The following is a 23,208-nucleotide window of genomic DNA, read 5'->3' on the forward strand; positions in this document are numbered from 1 at the left end:
AAGTATGCCCGATTGGCGGGACCGCATGGGCGGAGTAGACTGCCGCGGTCTTTCCTTCCTTACGAGGTGTTCGTCCGATGCGCACTTGATGCTGCCGTGTCCGCACGGCCGGTTTTCCGTCCCTGGCCCGAGGGCCCGGGGGAATGCATGGCATCAAGGGGGTATCCATGACGAATACGTCGACCCTGACGCTCGATGGCGTCTCTTTCCAGCTGCCGGACGGCAGCCTTCTGTTTTCCGATCTCGACGAAACCTTCGACACCCGACACACCGGGCTGGTGGGACGCAACGGCGTCGGCAAGTCGCTGCTCGCGCGCCTGCTCGCCGGACACTTGCAGCCGTCCAGCGGCAGCGTCCGGCGCCAGGGGCGCGTGCGCTACCTGGCGCAGCAGCTCGATCCGGCCGAGTATCCGACCGTCGCCGACCTGGCTGGCGTCCGCCCATGGCTGGAGGCGCTGGCGCGGATCGAGGCGGGTAGCCTCGACGCCGCCGACTACGAATGCCTGGGCGAGCGCTGGGACATCCGCCAACGCCTGGCCGACGCCCTGGCCGCCGAGGGGCTCGGCCATCTCCGCGCGGACACCCCGAGCGAACGCCTGAGCGGCGGCGAATGCATGCGCGTAGCGCTGCTCGGCGCATTCCTCGACGACGCCGACTTTCTCATCCTCGACGAACCGAGCAACCCTCTCGACGGGCCGGCACGCGCTTTGCTGCGGGCGCGCCTGGCGGCATGGGACGGCGGCCTGCTGCTGGTCAGCCATGACCGCGAACTGCTCGAGGGCATGCAGCGGATCGTCGAGCTGTCGACCCTCGGCCTGCGCAGCTATGGCGGCGGCTATTCCTTCTACGCGCAGAGCCGGGAGGAGGCGCGCGAGGCCGCCGAGCGCCGCCTGGACCAGCGTCGTCTGGAGCGCAAGCGGCAGACCCTGGCCATGCGCGAACAGCAGCAGCGCCAGGAGCGGCGCCAGGCCAGCGGCCGGCGCGAAGGCAAGACGGCGAACCAGGCGAAGATCCTGCTCGGTGGGTTCAGGGAACGTAGCGAGGTCAGCGCCGGCAAGCTGCGCAACGCCCACCAGGCGGAGCGCGAGCGTCTCGACCGCGAGGTGCGCGAGGCTGCCAGGGAGGTCGAGGAGGCGTCGCCGCTGCTGCTCGATTCGCCCGATGCCGAACTGGCGGCACAGCGCCGGATCGTCGAGTTGAAGGGCGCGGTCCTGCCGCATCTGCGCGGGCCGTTGCGCGAAATCGACCTGCTCCTGAGCGGTCCGCGACGGCTGGCGCTGGTCGGCCCGAACGGCAGCGGCAAGTCGACCCTGCTGCGGCTGCTGGCCGGGCAACGGGCGCCGCTGGCGGGAACCTGCGCGGTGACGGTGGGCGCCGCCTATCTCGACCAGCGGCTGAGCGTGCTGGACCACGGGCGAGGCGTGCTGGAGCAGTTGCTGGAGGTCAATCGCAGTCGCGGCGAAAGCTGGCTGCGCACGCGCCTGGCGCAACTCGGCTTGCCGGCCGAACGGCTCGCCCAGCCGTGCGCGACGCTGAGCGGCGGCGAACGCCTGAAGGCGGCCCTGGCTCTGGTGCTCTACGCCGACCGGCCGGTGCAGCTGCTACTGCTCGACGAACCGGACAACCACCTCGACCTGGCTGCGCGGCAGGCCCTGGAAAGCATGCTCGGGCAGTACCGTGGGGCCTTGCTGGTGGTGTCCCACGACCCGGTGTTTCTCCGCCACCTGGCGCTGGACGGCGAACTGCGGGCTACTGCCGCGGGTTGGCGCCTGCAGGACCGATGAGCTGGCCATCCGCCGCGACCTGCAGGAGGCTGACTCCGCCGTGGCTGAAGCCGATGGCGAGGAGTTTGTCGCTGACTGCCAGGCACAGCGGTATGGCGTCTGCCGTGCGGTAGCGCCAGCGACATTCGCCGCTGGCGAGGTCGCGTACCTCGACCTGACCATCGACCAGCGCCAGTGCGATCCATTGTCCGCCGGGCAACGGCGCGAAGGCGCTGACCTGGGCGGACAGGGTCGCGCCCCAGAGCGTGCCGCGGCTCTCCAGGTCGTAGCAGCTCAGGCGCTGGGTGCCGTAGGCGTGATGCGGCGAGTTGTAGACCTTGGCGTTGAGCAGCAGGCGATTGCCCAGCAGGCAGCCGTGCAGGTTGTTGAAGTGCTCCGGGTGGCGCTCCAGGCGTAGCACTTCGCGGGCCTTGAAGGTCTGCGGGTCGAGGCGGAACAGGCCTTTGTCCTGGTGCTGCTCCGGCGGATTGCCGGCCAGGTAGAAGAAGGCTTCGCCACGGTCGATGCGCAGATGGTGGTTGAACAGGTCGTAGTGTCCGAGACGGCGCCTGTGGAGGATCCGGCCGGCCGGGTCGAGCACGAGGTCTTCCAGGTCTTTGCTCTCGAAGGCGATCTGGCGGGCGAGAAAGCCGCCCTGGGCGGATTGCGCCAGCAGATGGCGGCAGTCGCTCAGGAGCAGCGGTTGTCCCGGCGTCAGCGGCACCTTGAACAGTCGCTGGGCGGCATACCCGAGTTGCAGATTGACCAGCAGGCTGTCGTCCGTGGCGTTATGGAAGACCTGCAGGCACTGGCCCCGTTCGGCCAGTTCGAAGCTGCGCAGGTTGTCGTCGGCCAGATTCCAGACTTCGAGCCGGGGGCTGGCGCGGGCGATGGCCAGGCGTTGTCCGTCGAGAAAGCACAGGTCCCACACCGGTGGACGATGCAGGAACCGCCGATCTTTGCCCTGGGCGAGGTTTTCCAGGATCGGCAACGCCGCTTCGCGTTGCGTCGAGGCTGGGTAGAGGGCCCAGTCGAAGGGCAGGCGGGTGCCGGGCAGGTCGTCCAGCACCAGTGGGGCGTCGACCGGAAAGGCTAGCGAATGGCGCTGGCGGAACAACGGTCGGTCCTCCAGGTCGTCGCAGGGGGCGACGGTGAAGGTCAGGCGCCGGCCGTCGTCCTCGAAGTCGCAGGCGAGCACTTCGCGGTTGTCGGCGAGCAGCGATTGGGTCTTGCCGCTCGCGTAGTCCCAGGCCAGCAGACCGCCTTCGAAGAAGGCGCCGCCGTCGTAGCGTCCGCCGCCGATCACCAGTACGGGCCGGCTCGGGTGCCAGGCGATGGCGTTGAGCGGAAAGCCCAGGTCCGGCAGGACGGCGATGCATTCGAGGTCGCCGCCACGGTACAGGCGCAGGCTCTGTTCGTAGACGTCGAGCTGTCGGCCCGGGTGTTGCCCATGAAAGGCGCTGGCCACCGCGAGGAGCACGCCGCCGGGAGCCTGAAACACGGCGTAGGGCTCGCCGATGTCGGCGAAGGCGCAAGCGGGCAGCCTGCGGCCGGAAGGAAGCGGGGAGCTGGGCATGGGCGATACCGGGAAAAAGAGTCGGGCGCAGTGTCGTTCATTCGTCGTTTCGGGAAAAGCATGGGAAGAGCGGCTGTTCCGACCGGTCGTTTTCTTCTAGGATGGCGCTCCCTTCCTCTCTCGCCGCCGCCGCTGTGCACCGTCCATGCGTTGATTCGCGCCACGGGCATCCAGGCGACGAACCTCAGCGTGGCGCCCGGCCTGGCGGTCGCGGCTGCCTTTCGTTCTACCTGGAATCTTTCGGATAAAGGAATCCAGCATGCACATTCGCAAGCGCGTCGACGCCGACAACACGGCATTGGTCGACCTGTGGGAACGTTCCGTCCGCGCGACCCACGATTTTCTCAGTGAAGCGGACATCGTCGAGCTTTACCCACAGGTCCGCGACCTGTACCTGCCGGCCGTCGAGGTCTGGGTGCTGGTCGACGACGACGGCGTGGCCCAGGGCTTCATTGGCCTGAACCAGGCGCATGTCGAGATGCTCTTCGTCGAACCCGGGCTGCGCGGCCGGGGTATCGGCCGACGCCTGCTCGATCATGCGCGGGCGACCTGGCCGCGCCTGAGCGTCGATGTCAACGAGCAGAACCCGCAGGCCTGCGGTTTCTATCGACACTATGGGTTCCGCCAGACTGGCCGCTCCGCGACCGACTCGGCGGGGCGGCCGTTCCCGCTGCTGCACATGAGCCTGTAGGAGGGCGCGGCACCTCGCCCTGTGGAGCGAGGTGCCGCGCAACATCCGGAAAAGTTTTCCCCGGCCAGATGCTTTCAACTGCAAGCATCCGTTTGAGACAGGTCAAACGTTGCGGCGCAGGGCTGCCCGATAGTTCTGCTCATCAGAACGAGGCGCAGGAATCCCATGAACGGCATCCCACCCCTGTCTTCCCGCGACGCCCATGCCAGCCCGCCGCAACGGGTGCTGGAACGATTGCACAGCTCCGCCGCCGGCCTGGATGCGGACGAAGCCGCCCGCCGCCTGGCGGCGCACGGCTACAACCGGTTGCCCGCGCCGAAACGCCAGGGGCCGCTGCTGCGCTTGCTGCGGCAGTTCCACAACGTCCTGCTGTACATGATGCTGTTCGCCTCGCTGGTCACCGCGCTGCTCGGCTTCTGGGTGGACAGTGCGGTAATCCTCCTGGCGGTGGTGGTCAACGCGCTGATCGGTTTCGTCCAGGAGGGCAAGGCGGCCAACGCGCTGGACGCCATCCGCGACATGCTTTCGCTGCATGCCCTGGTCCTGCGCGACGGACAGCGCCAGGCGCTGGACGCCGAACGCCTGGTACCGGGCGACGTGGTGCTGCTGGCCTCCGGCGACCGGGTGCCGGCCGACCTGCGGCTGTTCGAAACGAAGAACTTCCATGTCGACGAGTCGGCCCTGACCGGCGAGTCGGTGCCGGTGGAGAAGGGCTGCGTCGCGGTGGCCATCGACGCGCTGCTCGGCGACCGCCGTTGCATGGCCTATTCCGGCACCCTGGTGACCAGCGGCCAGGCGCGCGGAGTGGTGGTCGCCACCGCCGGGGATACCGAACTGGGCCGGATCGGTACGCTGTTGCGCGAAGTCCGCACCCTGGCCACTCCGCTGCTGCGACAGATCGCCAGCTTCAGCCGCTGGCTGGCCCTGGCGATCCTGCTGCTGGCCGGCGCCACCTTCGTCCTCGGCACCCTCTGGCAGGGCCAGCCGATGGTGGACATGTTCATGCTGGTGGTGGCGCTGACCGCCTCGGCGATTCCCGAGGGGCTGCCGGCGATCATGACGGTGATCCTCGCCCTCGGCGTACAGCGCATGGCCCGGCGCAACGCCATCGTCAGCCGCCTGCCGGCGGTGGAGACGCTGGGTTCGGTGACGGTGATCTGCTCGGACAAGACCGGCACCCTGACCCGCAACGAGATGACCGTGCAGCGTATCGTCACCGCCGACCAGGTGATCGAGGTCAGCGGCGCCGGCTACGCCCCGCTGGGTGGTTTCAGCCACAACGGCGAAGGCCTCGATCCCGCCGGACGCGACGATCTGCAGGAGATCGGTCGCGCGGCGCTGTTGTGCAACGAGGCGCGCCTGCACCAGCAGGGCGAGGCATGGCAACTGGAGGGCGACCCTACCGAAGGCGCGCTGCTCAGCCTCGGCCTCAAGCTGGGCCTCGATCCGCAGGCGCTGGCGGCGGAACGGCCACGCAGCGATGCGATTCCGTTCGAGTCCGAGCATCGCTTCATGGCCACCCTGCACCACGACCACGCGGGCCAGGCGATGGTCTACCTGAAGGGCGCGCCGGAGCGCATCCTCGACATGTGCGAGGCTGAGCGGGTGGGCGACTCGGTGCGGCCGCTCGACCCGGATTACTGGCGGCGCCTGGCCACCGACACCGCCGCTCGCGGCCTGCGCCTGCTGGCCATCGCCCGGCGGGCGATGCCGGCGGAGCAGCGCACGCTGGATTTCGCCGACGTGGAGCATGGCTTCACCCTGTTGGCCCTGGTGGGCATCATCGATCCGCCGCGCGAGGAGGCCGTGGCCGCGGTCGCCGAATGCCAGGCGGCGGGTATCGCGGTGAAGATGATCACTGGCGACCACGTCGACACCGCGCGGGCGATCGGCGCCATGCTCGGGATCGGCATCGACCGGCCGGCGCTGACCGGCGCGGAGATCGAGTTGCTCGACGACCAGCGCCTGCGCGAAGTGCTGCCGGGCGTCGATGTGTTCGCCCGCGCCAGCCCCGAGCACAAGCTGCGCCTGGTGCAGGCCCTGCAGGCCAGCGGCGAGGTGGTGGCGATGACCGGCGACGGGGTCAACGATGCGCCGGCGCTGAAGCGCGCCGACGTCGGCGTAGCGATGGGCAACAAGGGCACCGAGGCGGCCAAGGAGGCGGCCGAGGTGGTCCTCGCCGACGACAATTTCGCCACCATCGCCAATGCCGTGCGCGAGGGAAGGGCGGTCTACGACAACCTGAAGAAATTCATCCTCTTCATGCTGCCGACCAACGGTGGCGAGGCGTTGATCGTGATCGCCGCGATCCTGTTCCAGCTGACCCTGCCGATGACGCCGGCGCAGATCCTCTGGATCAACATGGTCACCTCCAGCACCCTGGGCCTGGCGCTGGCCTTCGATCCGGCCGAGCGCGGCCTGATGCAGCGTCCGCCGCGCCCGCCGGCGGAGCCCCTGTTGTCGCTGTTCTTCGTCTGGCGGGTGCTGCTGGTCTCGCTGCTGATGATGGCGGGCGCCCTGGGCCTGTTCCTCTGGGAGCTGGAGCATGGCACCGGGCTGGAGCGCGCGCGGACCATGGCGGTGAACAGCGTGGTGGTGTGCGAGATGTTCTACCTGCTCAACAGCCGGCATATCTACGATTCGGTGCTCAGCCGCGAGGGCCTGTTCGGCAACCGCCAGGTCTTGCTGGCGATCGCCGCCTGCGTGGTGCTGCAACTGCTCTATACCTACGCGCCGCCGTTGCAGGCGCTGTTCGGCTCGGTCGGCCTGGCCCCGGGCGAGTGGGCGCGGGTGCTGCTGGCCGGGCTTGGCCTGTTCTGCGTCGCCGAACTGGAAAAGTGGCTATGTCGCCGGGTTCGTGCCCGGCAGGCCTGACGCCGCGAGGTCGCCCCTTTGGCCACGGCGCTGTGCCTTTGCCCGTGCGCCGCGCACCGACGACTGCGCCTCGGATCGCCCGGCCGAGAGCGGTCGCACGCGTGGCGAGGGGCCGACAGTGAACCCGGGGACCAGGCGTGACTGGGTATTCAGTTCGCATAAAATGTGATCTAGATCACATTTAAACGTTTGCTTACCCTCTAGGACGGGTATCGTACTAGGTGCATCAAACGCTGCGGTCTATTGTTAAGTGGGACTGAAATGTGCCTTTCCGGCACAACGCCAACTCTATAGAGTGGGCTGACTGGACATCTTCAGGGGTCGTCGGGCACGGGCGCATGCGCCTCGGCAGGAAGCCGGGATTCTCGGACTGCCGTACAACGTGCCGGATATCGGGTGCCGAATCCATATTTGGCTGATTGGTTAATAGTTTAAGAAGAACGTAGCGCTATGGCCTTGGTTGACGGTTTTCTTGAGCTGGAACGCTCAAGTGGAAAATTGGAGTGGAGCGCCATCCTGCAGAAGATGGCGAGCGACCTTGGATTCTCGAAGATCCTCTTCGGCCTGTTGCCTAAGGACAGCCAGGACTACGAGAACGCCTTCATCGTCGGCAACTACCCGGCCGCCTGGCGCGAGCATTACGACCGGGCTGGCTACGCGCGGGTCGACCCGACGGTCAGTCACTGTACCCAGAGCGTACTGCCGATTTTCTGGGAACCGTCCATCTACCAGACGCGAAAGCAGCACGAGTTCTTCGAGGAAGCCTCGGCCGCCGGCCTGGTGTATGGGCTGACCATGCCGCTGCATGGTGCGCGCGGCGAACTCGGCGCGCTGAGCCTCAGCGTGGAAGCGGAAAACCGGGCCGAGGCCAACCGTTTCATGGAGTCGGTCCTGCCGACCCTGTGGATGCTCAAGGACTACGCACTGCAGAGCGGTGCCGGACTGGCCTTCGAACATCCGGTCAGCAAACCGGTGGTTCTGACCAGCCGGGAGAAGGAAGTGTTGCAGTGGTGCGCCATCGGCAAGACCAGTTGGGAGATATCTGTTATCTGCAACTGCTCGGAAGCCAATGTGAACTTCCATATGGGAAACATTCGGCGGAAGTTCGGTGTGACCTCCCGCCGCGTAGCGGCCATTATGGCCGTTAATTTGGGTCTTATTACTCTCTGATCTTGCCTCTCAGGTCGGCAAGCTGGCGATCGGTGATTTGCCCTTCTATATAGAAATGCAAAAGCAGGTATATAGGGAAGGGCAGGTTCTCGCCATTCTCGAAACGACTGCCGCAGGATTGGCTTATCCCGAAGCGGCTCCAGAAAGTTTCCTGGCTTTCCCGTCGGGCGGTGCGGGTGGCCTTTGCCCGGAAGGCCATGTTTTGGGGCTGTGTTCTCTCGTGTGAAGCCATTGCTCTGATCTTTTCGGACGTTTCTTCGAGCCTAGCAAGGGTCCGGGTTCACCGAAATCTATCTCATTTGCTAGTTATAAAATTATGAAATTTGCATAAATTCTTCAGCTTCCTATTTGGAGGAAGTGAAGATGATCGTACAAATTGGTCGGCGCGAAGAGTTCGATAAAAAACTGCTGGGCGAGATGCACAAGTTGCGTGCTCAAGTGTTCAAGGAGCGCAAAGGCTGGGACGTTAGTGTCATCGACGAGATGGAAATCGATGGTTATGACGCACTCAGTCCTTATTACATGTTGATCCAGGAAGATACTCCTGAAGCCCAGGTTTTCGGTTGCTGGCGAATTCTCGATACCACCGGCCCCTACATGCTGAAGAACACCTTCCCGGAGCTTCTCCACGGCAAGGAAGCGCCTTGCTCGCCGCACATCTGGGAACTCAGCCGTTTCGCCATCAACTCTGGACAGAAAGGCTCGCTGGGCTTTTCCGACTGTACGCTGGAGGCGATGCGCGCGCTGGCCCGCTACAGCCTGCAGAACGACATCCAGACGCTGGTGACGGTAACCACCGTAGGGGTGGAGAAGATGATGATCCGTGCCGGCCTGGACGTATCGCGCTTCGGTCCGCACCTGAAGATCGGCATCGAGCGCGCGGTGGCCTTGCGCATCGAACTCAATGCCAAGACCCAGATCGCGCTTTACGGGGGAGTGCTGGTGGAACAGCGACTGGCGGTTTCATGACGGGGACCTGTCGGCTCGCGCCGGCGCGTTCTCTGTCGGAGAGGGAGCGCCTGGCGTCGATGCCGAATCCGCTGTAAAGCGAGTCCGACCCGCTCCGGACTCGCTATCAGGCATCCCCGGACCAGGGCGCCGGGCTGCCGAACAGGCGTCCCATGGCGCCACGCAAGCCCATTTCCCGCAGTACTTCGAGTTCACCGAGGGTTTCCACCTGTTCCGCGATCAACGGTAGATCGATGCTGTGGGTGGTGCGATAGACCGCTTCGATGAACAACCGCTTGTCGCCTTCCCGGTCGACGGCGTGCAGGTAGCAGCCGTCCAGCTTGAGGTAGGCCAGCCCCAGATGGGTAAGGTTGCCGATCAGGCTGAAGCGGCCGCCGAAATGCTGCAGGCCGAGACCGCAGCCCAGTTCGCGCAGGACCTGGCTGAGGCGTTCCAGTTCGGCCGCGGCTGGCAGGTGCCGCTCGTCCAGTTCCAGGGTCAGCTGGCGCGCCTCCTGCGGATGCGCCTTGAGCAGGGCCAGTAGCGGGGCGAACGCCTGCGCATTGCGGACACTGGCGGCCGACAGGCTCAGCGCCAGCGGCCGTGGATGGCGCCGCAGGTGCTCCAGGCTCTGTTCGAGCATCGCCAGGTCGAGACGCGCGGCCCAGCCGAAACGTTCTATCCAGGGCAGGAAGCGCCCGGCGGCGATGGCCGTGGCCTGCGGGTCGAGCAGGCGCGCGAGGACCTTGTGGTGGAGGACGCGCTGGGTGTCCAGGCAGTCCACCACCGGCTGGAAATAGAGCAGCAGGCGGCGCTCCGTCAGGGCCTGGTCGATCCAGTCGTGCCAGTCCTGGCTGTCGTTGAGCGCCGCGAGCGCGGTGCCGTCCTGGCTCGCCCAGGGCTGGGCGGGCTGGCTTTCGGCCTGGGCCAGGGCCTGGTCGGCACGGGCCAGGAGATCCGCGGGCGAGTCGCCCTCGGCGAACGCGCTGATACCGAGATAGGCGACCGGCGTGAGATCGCTGGCACCGGTGCGGGCAAGGTTCTCCAGGCCTTCGCAGAGTTCCTCGGCCAGGCGTTCGGCCTGCTCGCGGGAGCAACCGGGAGCCAGCACGGCGAACTCGCCGCCGCGGCTGCGGGCCAGCAGCCAGTCGGCGCGCCCTTGCTGGCCGCAGGAGTCGACCAGCAAGCGGGCGACCGCCTGGATCAGTTCATCCGTGCGTTGCCCGCCGAGACGCTGGTTCAGCCCGTTCAGGTCGTTCAGGCGCAGCAGCAGGAGCTGCCCGGCATGCTCGTGCTCGCCGGCACCCAGCTGTTCGTTGAGGCGGGCGTCGAACAGGCGCCGGTTGGGCAGGCCGGTGAGACTGTCCTGGTAGGCCTGGGCGCGTAGCTTGTCGCTACGCGCGGCCTCCTCGGCGAACAGCGTGCGAAGTTTCTCCACCATCTGGTTCATCGCCTGCACCACGCGGCGCAGCTCCGGCGTGCGCGGCAGCCTGGGCAGGCTGAGGAATTCCCGCCGGCTGATGGCATGGGCCTGGCGCACCATCTGGTCGAGCGGGCGCAGTTGGCGGCGCAGCAGCCAGCCGCCAAGCAGCAGGCTCACCGCGCCGCAGGCCAGCAACCAGTAGAGGCTGCCCAGGGCGCTGTCCCACAGGCGCGCCAGGGCGAATTGCGGATGGCTGACCACCTCGACCCGCGCCGCCTGTTCCCAGCCGCGCATGATCAGCGCGTCGCCACCCTGGGGCTGGAGATCCACCAGGCGTTCGAACCAGCCGGGCACCGTACGCTCGGCATGCGCTTGCACGCGCTCGACCAGCGGCTTGCCGCTCTTGATGTCGATCACCCGGATGCTGGCGAAGTAGCCGCTGTCGAAGATCGAGCTGACCATCAGTTGCACCATCGCCGGGTCGTCCACGTGCGGCGTCAGGGACAGGCCGAGGGCGGTGGCGGCGTCCTGGGCGTGGGAGCGCAACTGGCCGCGCAACTGCTCGCGGGAGTTCTCCACGCTGCTGACGAAGCTGCCGCTGAAGGCGACGACGAGGAACAGGCAGATGGCGAGGAACAATTGCTTGAGCAGTGACATTCAATCCTCCTTGGGGGCGTCGAGGTCGAGGCCTTCGGCGCGCATCTTGGTCAGCAGGTCCTGCCAGCGCGACAGCTTCTTGCTGTCGCCGGTCCGGCGTCCGCCGTCGGCGCCGGGCAGCCAGAGGCCCTCGGCATTGAAGGCGTACACCGGCAACAGGTCGTCGCGTTGCGAAGCGGGGCGGATCTCGCCGATCAGGTTGTCCAGCACCAGTGGGTCGGCGCCCGGGCTGGCGTACCAGGTCAGCACCATGTGCGCCTGGTTCAGGCGCAGGGCCTTGACGTAGGTGATGCGCAGCTTGTCGCTGGCGACGCCGAGGCGACGCAGGGTCACGTACTTGGCGATGGCGTAGTCCTCGCAGTCGGCTGCGCCCTTGACCAGCGCCTCGACCGGAGTCGCCCAGTAGTCTTCCTGCTGCCAGATTTCGATGTCGTCGGTGAAGCGTAGCGACTGGTTGAAGAAGTCGTTGACCGCGCGCAGCTTGGCCGCTTCGTCGAGCGTGCCGCCCTGTTCGAGCAGGCGGCCCCAGTCGCCCAGGCGTGATTTCGCCGCGCCCAGCTCGCCGTAGCGCTGCTCGGCACGGCTCAGTATCGACTCCAGGTCCCACTGCGCCAGCGCCGCGCCGACTGCCAGCAGCAATGTCGCCGCCAGCGACAGCAGCCAGGGGGCGTAGGCCCTGGGGCAGGGCCGGCGGGCGCCGGGGGTTGGGGACATCGAGCGGGCTCCGGAAGGACTCAGCGAAGTCTACGAGAGCGCCGGGCGGCCTGCCAGCGCGGGGTGTCCGGCGAAACTGACAGGATTGTCATTCAGGGGTCAGGGTGGGGTCCCGCTGCGCTGCTTATAAAGAAGAACGAAGTCGGCCGCGCGAGGCCGGCGACTGGGAAAGGTGGACAGATGCAGGCGTTGCGCAGTGGTGGGGGGCGGGTCCTGGTGGGCGTGCTGGCGGCGGGCCTGGTCGCCTTCGGCGGTTGGGCATGGCTCGGCGGCGACGCCGGGGCGAAGGCGGCGCCCGCGCCGGCCAGGGTCCCGGTGAACGTGGCGCGGGTGGAGCGGCGCGACGTCGAGCAACAGGTCAGCGGCATCGGTACGGTGACTTCGTTGCACAACGTGGTGATCCGCACCCAGATCGACGGCCAGTTGACCCGCCTGCTGGTGAGCGAAGGGCAGATGGTCGAGGCGGGCGAGTTGCTGGCGACCATCGATGACCGCGCCGTCGTCGCCGCGCTGGAGCAGGCGCAGGCCTCCAGGGCGAGCAACCAGGCCCAGCTGAAATCCGCCGAGCAGGACCTGCAACGCTACCGCAGCCTGTATGCCGAGCGTGCGGTGTCACGCCAACTGCTGGACCAGCAGCAGGCGACGGTCGACCAGTTGCGCGCGACCCTGAAGGCCAACGATGCCACCATCAACGCCGAGCGGGTGCGCCTGTCCTACACCCGGATCACCTCGCCGGTATCCGGCAAGGTCGGTATCCGCAACGTCGATGTCGGCAACCTGGTGCGGGTCGGCGACAGTCTCGGCCTGTTCAGCGTGACCCAGATCGCACCGATCTCCGTAGTCTTCTCCCTGCAACAGGAACAGTTGCCCCAGTTGCAGGCGCTGCTCGGCGGCGAGGCGGCGGTGCGCGCCTACAGCCGCGACGGCGGGAGCGCGCTGGGCGAGGGCCGGTTGCTGACCATCGACAACCAGATCGACAGTTCCACCGGCACCATCCGCGTGCGCGCCTCCTTCGATAACCGCCAGGCCCGGCTCTGGCCCGGGCAGTTCGTCGCGGTGAGCCTGCACACCGGGGTCCGGCGCGACCAGTTGGTGCTGTCGAGCAAGGCGGTGCGCCGCGGCCTGGAGGGCAATTTCGTCTACCGGGTCGCCGCCGACCGGGTCGAGGCGGTGCCAGTGCGGGTGCTCCAGGACATCGACGGCCTCAGTGTGGTGGAAGGCCTGGCCAGCGGTGACCAGGTGGTGGTGGACGGCCACTCGCGGCTGATGCCAGGCGCCCTGGTCGATATCCAGGAGCCGCGCCCGAGCCTGGCCCAGGTCACGGAGCGGCGGCCGTGACGCCGCGCGCCGGGATTTCCGGCTGGTGCGTACGGCACCCGATCGCCACCGCGCTGCTGACCCTGGCCTCGCTGCTGCTGGGGCTGCTGGCGTTCCTCCGGCTCGGCGTGGCGCCGTTGCCGGAGGCGGACTTCCCGACCATCCAGATCAACGCCTTGCTGCCCGGCGGTAGCCCGGAAACCATGGCCTCGTCGGTGGCCACCCCCTTGGAAGTGCAGTTCAGCGCGATTCCCGGGATCACCGAGATGACCTCCAGCAGCGCCCTGGGCACCAGCACCCTGACCCTGCAGTTCAGCCTCGACAAGAGCATCGACGTCGCCGCCCAGGAGGTCCAGGCGGCGATCAACGCCGCGGCCGGGCGGCTGCCGGTGGACATGCCGAACCTGCCGACCTGGCGCAAGGTCAACCCGGCGGACAGCCCGATCATGATCCTGCGGGTCAACTCGGAGATGATGCCGCTGATCGAACTCAGCGATTACGCCGAGACCATCCTCGCCCGCCAGCTCAGCCAGGTGAACGGCGTGGGGCAGATCTTCGTGGTCGGCCAGCAGCGCCCGGCGATCCGCATCCAGGCCCAGCCGGAGAAGCTCGCCGCCTACCAGCTGACCCTGGCCGACCTGCGCCAGTCGTTGCAGTCGGCCAGCGTCAACCTGGCCAAGGGTGCGCTCTACGGCGAGGGGCGGGTGTCGACCCTCGCGGCCAACGACCAGTTGTTCAACGCCAGCGACTATGACGACCTGGTGGTCGCCTACCGCCAGGGCGCGCCGGTGTTCCTCAAGGACGTGGCGCGGATCGTCTCGGCGCCCGAGGACGACTACGTGCAGGCCTGGCCGAACGGCGTGCCCGGGGTGGCGCTGGTGATCCTGCGCCAGCCTGGGGCGAACATCGTCGATACCGCCGACGCGATCCAGGCCGCATTGCCGCGCCTGCGCGAGATGCTCCCGGCGACCATCGAGGTAGACGTGCTCAACGACCGCACCCGGACCATCCGCTCGTCGTTGCACGAGGTCGAACTGACCCTGCTGCTGACCATTGGCCTGGTGGTGCTGGTGATGGGCCTGTTCCTCCGCCAGCTGTCGGCGACCCTGATCGTCGCCACGGTGCTGGCGGTGTCCCTGAGCGCCAGCTTCGCGGCGATGTACGTGCTCGGCTTCACCCTCAACAACCTGACCCTGGTGGCGCTGATCATCGCTGTCGGCTTCATCGTCGACGACGCCATCGTGGTCGTGGAGAACATCCACCGACACCTGGAAGCGGGCGCCTCGAAGGTCGAGGCGGCGCTCAAGGGCGCGGCGGAGATCGGCTTTACCGTGATTTCCATCAGCTTCTCGCTGATCGCCGCGTTCATTCCCCTGCTGTTCATGGGCGGGATCGTCGGCCGGCTGTTCCGCGAATTCGCGGTCAGCGTGACGGTGGCGATCCTGATCTCGGTGGTCGCTTCGCTGACCCTGGCGCCGATGCTGGCTTCGCGCTTCATGCCGGCATTGCGGCATGCCGAAGCGCCGAGAAAGGGCTTCGCCGAATGGCTGACCGGCGGCTACGAACGCGGCCTGCGCTGGGCGCTCGGGCACCAGCGGCTGATGCTGGTCGGCTTCGCCTTTACCGTGCTGGTGGCGGTGGCCGGCTACGTCGGGATTCCCAAGGGTTTCTTCCCCTTGCAGGACACCGCCTTCGTCTTCGGCACGAGCCAGGCTGCCGAGGATATCTCCTACGACGACATGGTCGCCAAGCACCGGCAACTGGCCGAGATCATCGCCAGCGACCCGGCGGTGCAGAGCTACAACCATGCGGTGGGCGTCACCGGCGGTAGCCAGAGCCTGGCCAACGGACGTTTCTGGATCGTCCTCAAGGACCGTGGCGAGCGCGATGTCTCGGTCGGCGAGTTCATCGACCGGCTGCGCCCGCAACTGGCCAAGGTGCCGGGAATCATGCTCTACCTGCGCGCGGCGCAGGACATCAACCTCAGTTCCGGACCCTCGCGGACCCAGTACCAGTACGCCCTGCGCAGCAGCGACAGCACCCAGCTGGCGCTCTGGGCGCAACGCCTCACCGAGCGCCTGAAGCAGGTGCCGGGGCTGATGGATGTGTCCAACGACCTGCAGGTCGGCGCCAGCGTCACCGCGCTGGACATCGACCGGGTGGCCGCGGCGCGTTTCGGCCTCAGCGCCGAGGATGTCAGCCAGACCCTCTACGACGCCTTCGGCCAGCGCCAGGTCGGCGAGTACCAGACCGAGGTCAACCAGTACAAGGTGGTCCTCGAACTCGATGCGCGCCAGCGCGGCCGCGCGGAAAGCCTGGACTGGTTCTACCTGCGCTCGCCGCTGAGCGGCGAGATGGTCCCGCTGTCGGCCATCGCCAAGGTCGCGGCGCCGCGCTCCGGGCCGCTGCAGATCAACCACAACGGCATGTTCCCGGCGGTCAACCTGTCCTTCAACCTGGCTGCCGGGGTGTCCCTCGGCGAGGCGGTGCAGGCGGTGCAGCGCGCCCAGGAGGAGATCGGCATGCCCTCGACCATTATCGGCGTGTTCCAGGGCGCGGCGCAGGCCTTCCAGAGCTCGCTGGCCTCGCAACCGCTGCTGATCCTCGCCGCGCTGATCGCGGTGTACATCATCCTCGGGGTGCTCTACGAGAGTTTCGTACATCCGCTGACGATCCTTTCGACCCTGCCCTCGGCGGGGATCGGCGCGGTGTTCCTGCTCTGGGCCTGGGGCCAGGACTTCTCGATCATGGCGCTGATCGGCATCGTGCTGCTGATCGGCATCGTCAAGAAGAACGGCATCCTCATGGTCGACTTCGCCATCGTCGCCCAGCGCGAGCAGGGCATGAGCGCGGAGCAGGCGATCTACCAGGCCTGCCTGACCCGTTTCCGGCCGATCATGATGACCACCCTGGCCGCGCTGCTGGGCGCGATACCCCTGATGATCGGCTTCGGCACCGGTTCCGAGCTGCGCCAGCCTCTGGGCATCGCGGTGGTCGGCGGGCTGCTGGTGAGCCAGGTGCTGACCCTGTTCAGCACGCCGGTGGTATACCTGGCCCTGGAGCGGCTGTTCCACCGGCGCGGGGCGACGACCTCGGACGGCGGAACCGCTGGGGCGACGGCGACATGAGGCGTAACGGACGCGGCTTTCCTGGACGGCGGCGCGTGGCTAGGATGCAGGCAGGCATGCGTCCCGCCCGGGATGCGAAGGCGAACAGAGGATCGGGCGATAGATGCGGGTACTGATTGTCGAGGACGAGGCGAAGACGGCGGACTACCTGAACCGTGGCCTCAGTGAACAGGGGTTCACCGTGGACCTGGCGGACAACGGCATCGACGGTCGCCACCTGGCGCTCCATGGCGAGTACGACGTGATCGTGCTCGACGTGATGCTGCCGGGCGTCGACGGCTACGGCGTGCTGCGGGCGTTGCGCGAGCGGCGGCAGACCCCGGTGATCATGCTCACCGCGCGCGAGCGCGTGGAAGACCGGGTGCGCGGGCTGCGCGAGGGCGCCGACGACTACCTGATCAAGCCGTTCTCCTTCCTCGAACTGGTCGCCCGCCTGCAAGCCCTGACCCGGCGCGGCGGCAACCATGAAAGCCATTCGCAGATGCGCATCGCCGACCTGTCCATCGACCTGCTCAGCCGCAAGGTCTTCCGCGGCAACACTCGCCTGGAGCTGACTGCCAAGGAGTACGCGCTGCTCTGCGTGCTGGCCCAGCGCAGCGGCGAGATCCTGTCGAAGACGGCGATCGCCGAACTGGTCTGGGACATCAACTTCGATACCGACACCAATGTCGTGGAGGTGGCGATCAAGCGCCTGCGCGCCAAGCTCGACGGTCCGTTCGAGAACAAGCTGCTGCATACCATCCGGGGCATGGGCTACGTCCTGGAGAACCGTGCGCTGACGGAGTCGGGCTGAGGTGGGCATGTCCTTGTCGACCCGCCTGGCGGGAATGTTCGCCGGCGCCGCGGTGGTGATCTTCGCCCTCATCGGCACCATGCTTTATTGCATCCTCGACCGCCAGACCGAGCGCCTGCAGCAGGGCGAGGTGGACGTGCGCTTCAACATGGTCTCGCGGATGCTCGACCACCCCGACCTGGCCGAACGCTGGCCGCACCTGCAGGGCAAGCTGGACAACCTGAGCCAGGAGTACGAGCTGATCCGTTTCTGGATCGACAGCGACGACCCGCGCTATCACTACGGGCGCTTCAGCGAACCGGTGCAGCGGCTGATCGCCGATGGCGCCGGCCGCTACGAATTGGAGTTGCCGGAGCACCGGTACGCGCTGACTGCGCGGGTCGGCGTGTTGCCGGCGCGCGAGGGGCGGCCGCGGCTGACCTACGTCACCGCCATCGACAGCGCGGCGTTCCACGAGGCGCGGACCTCCACCGTGAAATGGCTGCTCGGCCTGTCCGCCCTCGGCGTACTGCTGGCCTCGTTGCTCGGCCACTGGATCGCCCGCCTGGGCCTGTGGCCGGTGCATCGGCTCTCCGAGGAGGCCCGGCGGATCAGCCCGCGGCAGTTGTCTCAGCGCTTGCAGCTCTCGCCGCTGCCGGCCGAGCTGCGCGAGCTGGTGGGAGCGTTCAACGGCGCCCTGGACCGCCTGGAGCAAGCCTACGTGCGCCTGGAGTCGTTCAATGCCGACGTCGCCCACGAGCTGCGCACGCCATTGACCAACCTGATCGGCCAGACCCAAGTGGCGTTGTCCCGCGAACGCAGCGGCGAACATTACGAAGAGGTCCTGCAATCCAACCTGGAGGAGTTGGAGCGGCTGCGGGCGATCGTCAACGACATGTTGTTCCTCGCCCGTGCCGACCAGGGACGCCTGGCCTGCGAGCGCGAGGAAACCTCGCTGGCCGGCGAGATCGCCACCACGGTAGATTTCCTCGAGGTGATCTTCGACGAGGCCGGGGTCGGCATCGAGGTGCGCGGCGAGGCCCGCGCGCTGGTCGAGCGCGCCCTGTTCCAGCGGGCGGTGACCAACCTGCTGTACAACGCCGCCCAGCACACCGCCGCCGGCGGCACGCTGCGGGTCGGCGTCGAGCGGCGTGGCGACGAAGTGCGGGTGGCGGTGAGCAACCCCGGCGTGCCGATCGCCGACGAGCACCGCAGGCACCTGTTCGAGCGCTTCTATCGGGTCGACGCGGCGCGCAGCAACAGCGAGGCCAACCACGGCCTCGGCCTGTCCATCGTCAAGGCGGTGGCGAGCATGCACGGCGGTTCGGTGTTCGTCGACAGCGCGGACGGCTGGAACACCTTCGGCTTCACCGTGCTGAGCCCCGAGCGGCGCGGGCCCGGCGACCGCTTGCCGCTGGGCGAGGGCGATCCGGCGCTGTCCTGAGCGGGCCCTCAGGCGTCGTGCGGCGGGCGGGTCTTCTGGCGGAGGATATAGATGCTGACCAGTACCGCGCTGGTCAGCATGAAGCCCTGGGCCCAGGGGCGTCGGACCAGGTAGCAGGAAAGGGCGATGCTGGCCCACATCAGGCCGATGGCGTAGACCTTGCCCTTGAGCGGGATGCCTTCGCCGTCGAGATAGTCGCGGATCCACGGGCCGAGCCGTGGATGGCCGACCAGCCAGTGGTAGAAGCGCGGCGAGCTGCGCATGAAGCAGGCCGCCGCGAGGAGCAGGAAAGGCGTGGTCGGCAGCACCGGCAGGAAGATGCCGATCACGCCCAGGGCTACGCTTAGGAAACCCACGGCCTGGAGGCTATAGCGCACCCAGGCACGAGCGCTCGGGCGAATTTCCCGCTGCGCCACCGCGGCGCTCCTTAGTGCGTGCGCGGCTTGAGCAGGGCGGGCTTTTCTTCCGGCGCCTGGCAGAGCAGGAACAGGTTGGTCAGCAGGTCGGGAATCTGCGCGACCATGTCGTCCACCAGGTGGCGGTCGCGGGCGATCTCGTCGAACTCGGGCTGCTCGTCGAACAGGCCGGAGCCGACCATGATCGGCAGCAGCAGCTCGCTGACTTCCTCTTCGGCCTGCTCGAACCAGACTTCCTCGCGAAGGAACACGCCTTCCATGAAGCCGATGCACCAGCCGCGCAGGTCGGAGTCGTCCGGCTCGTCGCCGAGGTCGAGGTCGCAGGGCAGCTCGAGGTCTTCGTCGCTGGCCAGCACGCGGGTGATGTGCGCCTTGAGCTGCTCGAGGGAAGTCTCGATCTCCTGGCGCTCCTCATCGCTGCGGTAGTGCGGCGGTTCGGCGAACAGGGCGTCGATCCACTCCCGCTCCGGCACCTGCTCCGGGCAGATGGAGAGGGCGGTCAGGTAGCCGTGGGTCGCCACGTAGTCCAGCGCTTCTTCGTGCAGGTCATCGGCATCGAGGAAGGCTTGCAGACGGGACAGTTTTTCGGCGAAGGACATCAGGGTACTACCTCGGGAGGGATGCGGCTCTGGATTGTAGTCCAGACGGGACCTGCGGGCAAAGCGAGCGTGCCTGCTGCGGCGCCCTGGCGAGCGTTTCGCGGACGCTCTCGGCGAAGTTGGCCCGGACCTTGCTCGATCCCTTGCGCAAGCCACGATGCAATCCCTTCGCAAATGGAGAATTCCCATGGCCGTCGCCCCTGGTGTGTTGTTGCCGCCGACGCCTGATGTAAAGCCCAAGGCCGCTGCGCCGAAGAGCCAGCAGAAAACGCCTGAGCCCAGTAACGACAAGACTTCCAGCTTCTCCGACATGTATGCCAAGGAGACCGCGAAGAAGCCCGCCGAGCGCGCCGACGGTCCCGCGAAGGGTTCGCGGGACAAGCCGCGGGACGCCGGCAAGGAGGCTGCCGAGGCGCAGCCGACGGATGCCGCCGCGCAACCGGCCGTTGCCGAAGACGGCAAGCCTTTGCCGGCCGACGGCCAGGCCAAGGCCGACGGCGAAGATAAAGTCGAAACGCCGGTCGATCCGCTGCAACTGCTCGGCCTCGGCGGCGCCGTGCCGATGCTCGACGAGAATACCCAGGCGACTTTGCTGCCGCCGGCCGTGCCGACGGCCAGCAGTGCTCCGGCCAGCCTGACCGAAGCCAGCAGCGACCCGACCCTGGTCAAGCTCAACGGCGTTCCGGCAGTGAACATGGCCCTGGAGCAGGGTGCCCAGGACGCAGCGCAGGCGGCGAAAGGCGGGCCGGCGAAGAACGCCGATCCGCGCCAGGCGAACCTCGGCGATGCCCTTGCCAGCCTGACCTCGGATTCCTTGCCCAAGGCCGTCGACGGCAAGGCGCTCGAGGCCCAGTTGCAGCAGACCGCCGAGCCGGCCATCGCCAGCGCCGCCTCCGAGAGCCTGCTGGAGAGCAAGGCGGAGCCGCGCGGCGAGCCTTTCGCGGCCAAGCTCAACGGGCTGACCCAGGCCATGGCGCAACAGGCCCTGACCAACCGTCCGGTGAACGGTACGGTGCCCGGCCAGCCGGTGGCGATACAGCAGAACGGCTGGAGCGAGGCGGTGGTGGACCGGGTGATGTGGATGTCCAGCCAGAACCTGAAGTCGGCGGAGATCCAGCTCGACCCGGCCGAACTGGGACGCCTGGACGTGCGCATCCACATGACCGCCGACCAGACCCAGGTGACCTTCGCCAGTCCCAACGCCGGCGTTCGCGACGCCCTGGAAAGCCAGATGCACCGGCTGCGCGACATGTTCAGCCAGCAGGGCATGAACCAGCTCGACGTGAACGTCTCCGACCAGTCGCTGGCGCGGGGCTGGCAGGGCCAGCAGCAGGGCGAGGGCGGATCGGCGCGCGGACGCGGCTTGGCCGGCGACGCCTCGGGCGATGAGGAAACCCTTGCCGGAGTCAGCGAGATCCGCAGCCGGCCGGGTTCGTCGGCGGCGCGCGGTCTGGTCGACTACTACGCCTGAGGCGAACGACTGCATTTCCCCTTTGGGCCTCCTGCGGGAGGCCTTTCTTTTTCCGGAGCGGGCGATTTCGCAAAAGACGGGGATGATTTCCTGTGGCCAGGCTGTAATATCCGCGCCGTCTATCATCTCGGACAGCCCTCCGGGGCTGGCCCCAGGGGGCGGGGCGGCGTTGCAGAAATGGCACAACCCTTGCTCTGCCCCTGTGAAACCCTTCATTTGACGCTATAGCGACGGATTTTTGGCATGGCTAAGAAAGAGGCGACACCCGCCGACGCGGGGGCTCCGAGCGGCGGCAAGAGCAAGCTGAAGCTGATCCTGCTGATCGTGGTCGGCCTGCTGCTGGCGATCGGCCTGTCGGTGGGCGGCACCTGGTTCTTCCTCAGCAAGTCGCTGAAGGCCGAGAAGACCGAGGAAGTCGCCAGCGAGGCGGCGAAGCCGGGCAAGCAGCCGGCGCTCTACGAGATCCTGGCGCCGGCCTTCGTCGTCAACTTCAACCAGAACGGCCGGCAGCGCTACATGCAGGTCGGCGTCGCGTTGATGGGGCGCGACAAGGCGCAGATGGACGCATTGCGCGAGCACATGCCGCTGGTTCGCAATAAACTGGTGATGCTGTTCTCGAGTCAGAGTTTCGACTCGCTGGTGACGCCGGTGGGCAAGGAAATGCTCCGCCAGCAGGCGACCGCCGGATTGCAGGAACTGGCCAAGAAGGAAACCGGCCAGCTGGCTATCGAACAAGTGTTGTTCACCAATTTCGTGCTGCAGTAGGTATCCCATGGCCGTGCAAGATCTGCTTTCCCAGGATGAAATCGACGCGCTGTTGCACGGCGTCGACGATGGCCTGGTGGAAACCGAAGTCGAGGCGACGCCGGGATCGGTCAAGTCCTATGACCTGACCAGCCAGGACCGCATCGTCCGGGGCCGCATGCCGACCCTGGAGATGATCAACGAGCGTTTCGCCCGCTACACCCGCATCAGCATGTTCAACCTGCTGCGCCGTTCGGCCGACGTCGCGGTCGGCGGCGTGCAGGTGATGAAGTTCGGCGAGTACGTGCACTCGCTGTACGTTCCCACCAGCCTCAACCTGGTGAAGATGAAGCCGCTGCGCGGCACCGCGCTGTTCATCCTCGACGCCAAGCTGGTGTTCAAGCTGGTGGACAACTTCTTCGGCGGCGACGGCCGCCACGCCAAGATCGAGGGCCGCGAGTTCACCCCGACCGAACTGCGGGTGGTGCGGATGGTGCTGGAGCAGGCCTTCGTCGATCTGAAGGAAGCCTGGCAGGCGGTGCTGGAGATGAACTTCGAGTACGTCAACTCGGAGGTCAACCCGGCCATGGCCAACATCGTCAGTCCCAGCGAGGTGGTGGTGGTCTCCACCTTCCACATCGAACTGGACGGCGGTGGCGGCGACCTGCACATCACCATGCCCTATTCGATGATCGAGCCGATCCGCGAGATGCTCGACGCCGGTTTCCAGTCCGACCACGACGACCAGGACGAGCGCTGGATCAAGGCCCTGCGCGAGGACGTGCTGGACGTCCAGGTACCGCTCGGCGCCACCGTGGTCCGCCGCCAGCTCAAGCTGCGCGACATCCTGCACATGCAGCCGGGCGACGTGATCCCGGTGGAGATGCCGGAACACATGGTGATGCGCGCCAACGGCGTGCCCGCCTTCAAGGTCAAGCTGGGCGCCCACAAGGGCAACCTGGCGCTACAGATTCTCGAAGCGGTCGAGCGCTCGCGCTGACCGCTTCCCCCGGAGGAAAGACGAACCATGGCAGACGAAGAAAAAGTGACCACCGAGGAACAGGCACTGGCCGACGAGTGGGCGGCGGCGCTGGCCGAGGCGGGCGACGCCAGCCAGGACGACATCGATGCGCTGATGGCCCAGGGCGGCGCGACTCCCGTGGCGGAGCCGAGTACCCCGCGGGCGCCGATGGAAGAGTTCGGCGCTTCGCCGAAGGCACCGACCATTTCCGGCCTGGAGGGGCCCAACCTGGATGTGATCCTGGACATCCCGGTGACCATCTCCATGGAAGTCGGGCATACCGACATCAGCATCCGCAACCTGCTGCAGCTGAACCAGGGGTCGGTGATCGAACTCGATCGCCTGGCCGGCGAGCCGCTGGACGTACTGGTCAACGGCACCCTGATCGCCCACGGCGAGGTGGTGGTGGTGAACGAGAAGTTCGGCATCCGCCTGACCGACGTGATCAGTCCCAGCGAACGCATCAAGAAGCTGCGCTGA

19 protein-coding genes are annotated in these 23,208 nt (G+C 67.1%); 13 read left to right on the plus strand and 6 right to left on the minus strand.

All coding sequences use genetic code 11. The features are described from left to right. The first annotated feature begins 167 nt into the window (after window positions 1–167). On the plus strand, window positions 168–1,784 hold the full coding sequence (locus tag AC4OR5_RS13585) for an ATP-binding cassette domain-containing protein (protein ID WP_079992436.1): 1,617 nt from the start codon (window positions 168–170) through the stop codon (window positions 1,782–1,784). Here the strand turns inward: AC4OR5_RS13585 and AC4OR5_RS13590 are convergent. Further along, on the minus strand, window positions 1,750–3,339 hold the full coding sequence (locus AC4OR5_RS13590) for a hypothetical protein (RefSeq protein ID WP_058160579.1): 1,590 nt from the start codon (window positions 3,337–3,339) through the stop codon (window positions 1,750–1,752). The genes AC4OR5_RS13585 and AC4OR5_RS13590 overlap by 35 nt on opposite strands. 259 nt (window positions 3,340–3,598) lie before the next feature. Between AC4OR5_RS13590 and AC4OR5_RS13595 the strand changes: the two genes are divergently transcribed. The 3 genes from AC4OR5_RS13595 to lasR all read left to right on the plus strand — a co-directional run bounded on the left by AC4OR5_RS13595 (window position 3,599) and on the right by lasR (window position 8,074). Continuing rightward, window positions 3,599–4,030, plus strand: coding sequence for an acetyltransferase (locus tag AC4OR5_RS13595; protein WP_003082981.1), 432 nt, complete (start codon window positions 3,599–3,601; stop codon window positions 4,028–4,030). A gap of 165 nt (window positions 4,031–4,195) precedes the next feature. Beyond that, a complete protein-coding gene (locus tag AC4OR5_RS13600; protein WP_031693307.1) occupies window positions 4,196–6,904 on the plus strand; it encodes a cation-transporting P-type ATPase in 2,709 nt (902 codons plus the stop codon). 450 nt (window positions 6,905–7,354) lie between these two features. Then, window positions 7,355–8,074, plus strand: a complete 720-nt coding sequence (gene lasR, locus AC4OR5_RS13605; protein WP_003082999.1) for a transcriptional regulator LasR — start codon at window positions 7,355–7,357, stop codon at window positions 8,072–8,074. Here the strand turns inward: lasR and rsaL are convergent. Next, a complete protein-coding gene (gene rsaL, locus AC4OR5_RS13610) occupies window positions 8,064–8,306 on the minus strand; it encodes a quorum-sensing transcriptional regulator RsaL (protein ID WP_003083010.1) in 243 nt (80 codons plus the stop codon). The two genes, lasR and rsaL, sit on opposite strands and share 11 nt — an antisense overlap. A gap of 131 nt (window positions 8,307–8,437) precedes the next feature. Between rsaL and lasI the strand changes: the two genes are divergently transcribed. Further along, window positions 8,438–9,043 (plus strand): acyl-homoserine-lactone synthase LasI, encoded by a 606-nt coding sequence (gene lasI, locus AC4OR5_RS13615; RefSeq protein WP_003083017.1) that lies wholly within the window; start codon window positions 8,438–8,440, stop codon window positions 9,041–9,043. A 106-nt stretch (window positions 9,044–9,149) separates the two neighbouring features. On the opposite strand, the gene lapD is transcribed toward lasI, so the two are convergent. Both lapD and lapG read right to left on the minus strand, forming a co-directional pair. Beyond that, a complete protein-coding gene (lapD, locus tag AC4OR5_RS13620) occupies window positions 9,150–11,102 on the minus strand; it encodes a cyclic di-GMP receptor LapD (protein WP_003083019.1) in 1,953 nt (650 codons plus the stop codon). Continuing rightward, the gene (gene lapG, locus AC4OR5_RS13625) at window positions 11,103–11,816 is read right to left on the minus strand and encodes a cysteine protease LapG (RefSeq protein ID WP_023092036.1); all 714 of its coding nucleotides are present in this window, start codon (window positions 11,814–11,816) and stop codon (window positions 11,103–11,105) included. A gap of 180 nt (window positions 11,817–11,996) precedes the next feature. Between lapG and mexM the strand changes: the two genes are divergently transcribed. The 4 genes from mexM to AC4OR5_RS13645 all read left to right on the plus strand — a co-directional run bounded on the left by mexM (window position 11,997) and on the right by AC4OR5_RS13645 (window position 18,477). Continuing rightward, the gene (mexM, locus tag AC4OR5_RS13630) at window positions 11,997–13,154 is read left to right on the plus strand and encodes a multidrug efflux RND transporter periplasmic adaptor subunit MexM (protein WP_003133235.1); all 1,158 of its coding nucleotides are present in this window, start codon (window positions 11,997–11,999) and stop codon (window positions 13,152–13,154) included. After that, the gene (gene mexN, locus AC4OR5_RS13635; RefSeq protein WP_003133233.1) at window positions 13,151–16,261 is read left to right on the plus strand and encodes a multidrug efflux RND transporter permease subunit MexN; all 3,111 of its coding nucleotides are present in this window, start codon (window positions 13,151–13,153) and stop codon (window positions 16,259–16,261) included. The genes mexM and mexN overlap by 4 nt, the downstream gene beginning before the upstream one ends. A gap of 103 nt (window positions 16,262–16,364) precedes the next feature. After that, a complete protein-coding gene (locus AC4OR5_RS13640; protein WP_058160348.1) occupies window positions 16,365–17,054 on the plus strand; it encodes a heavy metal response regulator transcription factor in 690 nt (229 codons plus the stop codon). A 7-nt stretch (window positions 17,055–17,061) separates the two neighbouring features. Continuing rightward, entirely contained in the window at window positions 17,062–18,477 is a 1,416-nt protein-coding gene (locus AC4OR5_RS13645) for a sensor histidine kinase (RefSeq protein ID WP_023097837.1), read from the plus strand. An 8-nt stretch (window positions 18,478–18,485) separates the two neighbouring features. Here the strand turns inward: AC4OR5_RS13645 and AC4OR5_RS13650 are convergent, their stop codons facing one another. Further along, window positions 18,486–18,893 (minus strand): YbaN family protein, encoded by a 408-nt coding sequence (locus tag AC4OR5_RS13650; RefSeq protein WP_003087079.1) that lies wholly within the window; start codon window positions 18,891–18,893, stop codon window positions 18,486–18,488. An 11-nt stretch (window positions 18,894–18,904) separates the two neighbouring features. Next, entirely contained in the window at window positions 18,905–19,492 is a 588-nt protein-coding gene (locus tag AC4OR5_RS13655; RefSeq protein WP_003083037.1) for a UPF0149 family protein, read from the minus strand. Window positions 19,493–19,679: 187 nt separating this feature from the next. Here AC4OR5_RS13655 and AC4OR5_RS13660 point away from each other — a divergent pair, with 187 nt between their 5' ends. From AC4OR5_RS13660 to fliN, 4 genes are all read left to right on the plus strand, one after another. After that, entirely contained in the window at window positions 19,680–20,963 is a 1,284-nt protein-coding gene (locus AC4OR5_RS13660) for a flagellar hook-length control protein FliK (protein ID WP_058160347.1), read from the plus strand. 243 nt (window positions 20,964–21,206) lie between these two features. Continuing rightward, window positions 21,207–21,728: a flagellar basal body-associated protein FliL gene (gene fliL / locus AC4OR5_RS13665; RefSeq protein ID WP_003083042.1), complete on the plus strand. Its 522-nt coding sequence runs from the start codon at window positions 21,207–21,209 to the stop codon at window positions 21,726–21,728. Window positions 21,729–21,735: 7 nt separating this feature from the next. After that, entirely contained in the window at window positions 21,736–22,707 is a 972-nt protein-coding gene (fliM, locus tag AC4OR5_RS13670; RefSeq protein ID WP_003083045.1) for a flagellar motor switch protein FliM, read from the plus strand. A 27-nt stretch (window positions 22,708–22,734) separates the two neighbouring features. Continuing rightward, on the plus strand, window positions 22,735–23,208 hold the full coding sequence (gene fliN / locus AC4OR5_RS13675; protein WP_003083049.1) for a flagellar motor switch protein FliN: 474 nt from the start codon (window positions 22,735–22,737) through the stop codon (window positions 23,206–23,208).

The organism is Pseudomonas sp. YA1 (assembly GCF_058680555.1).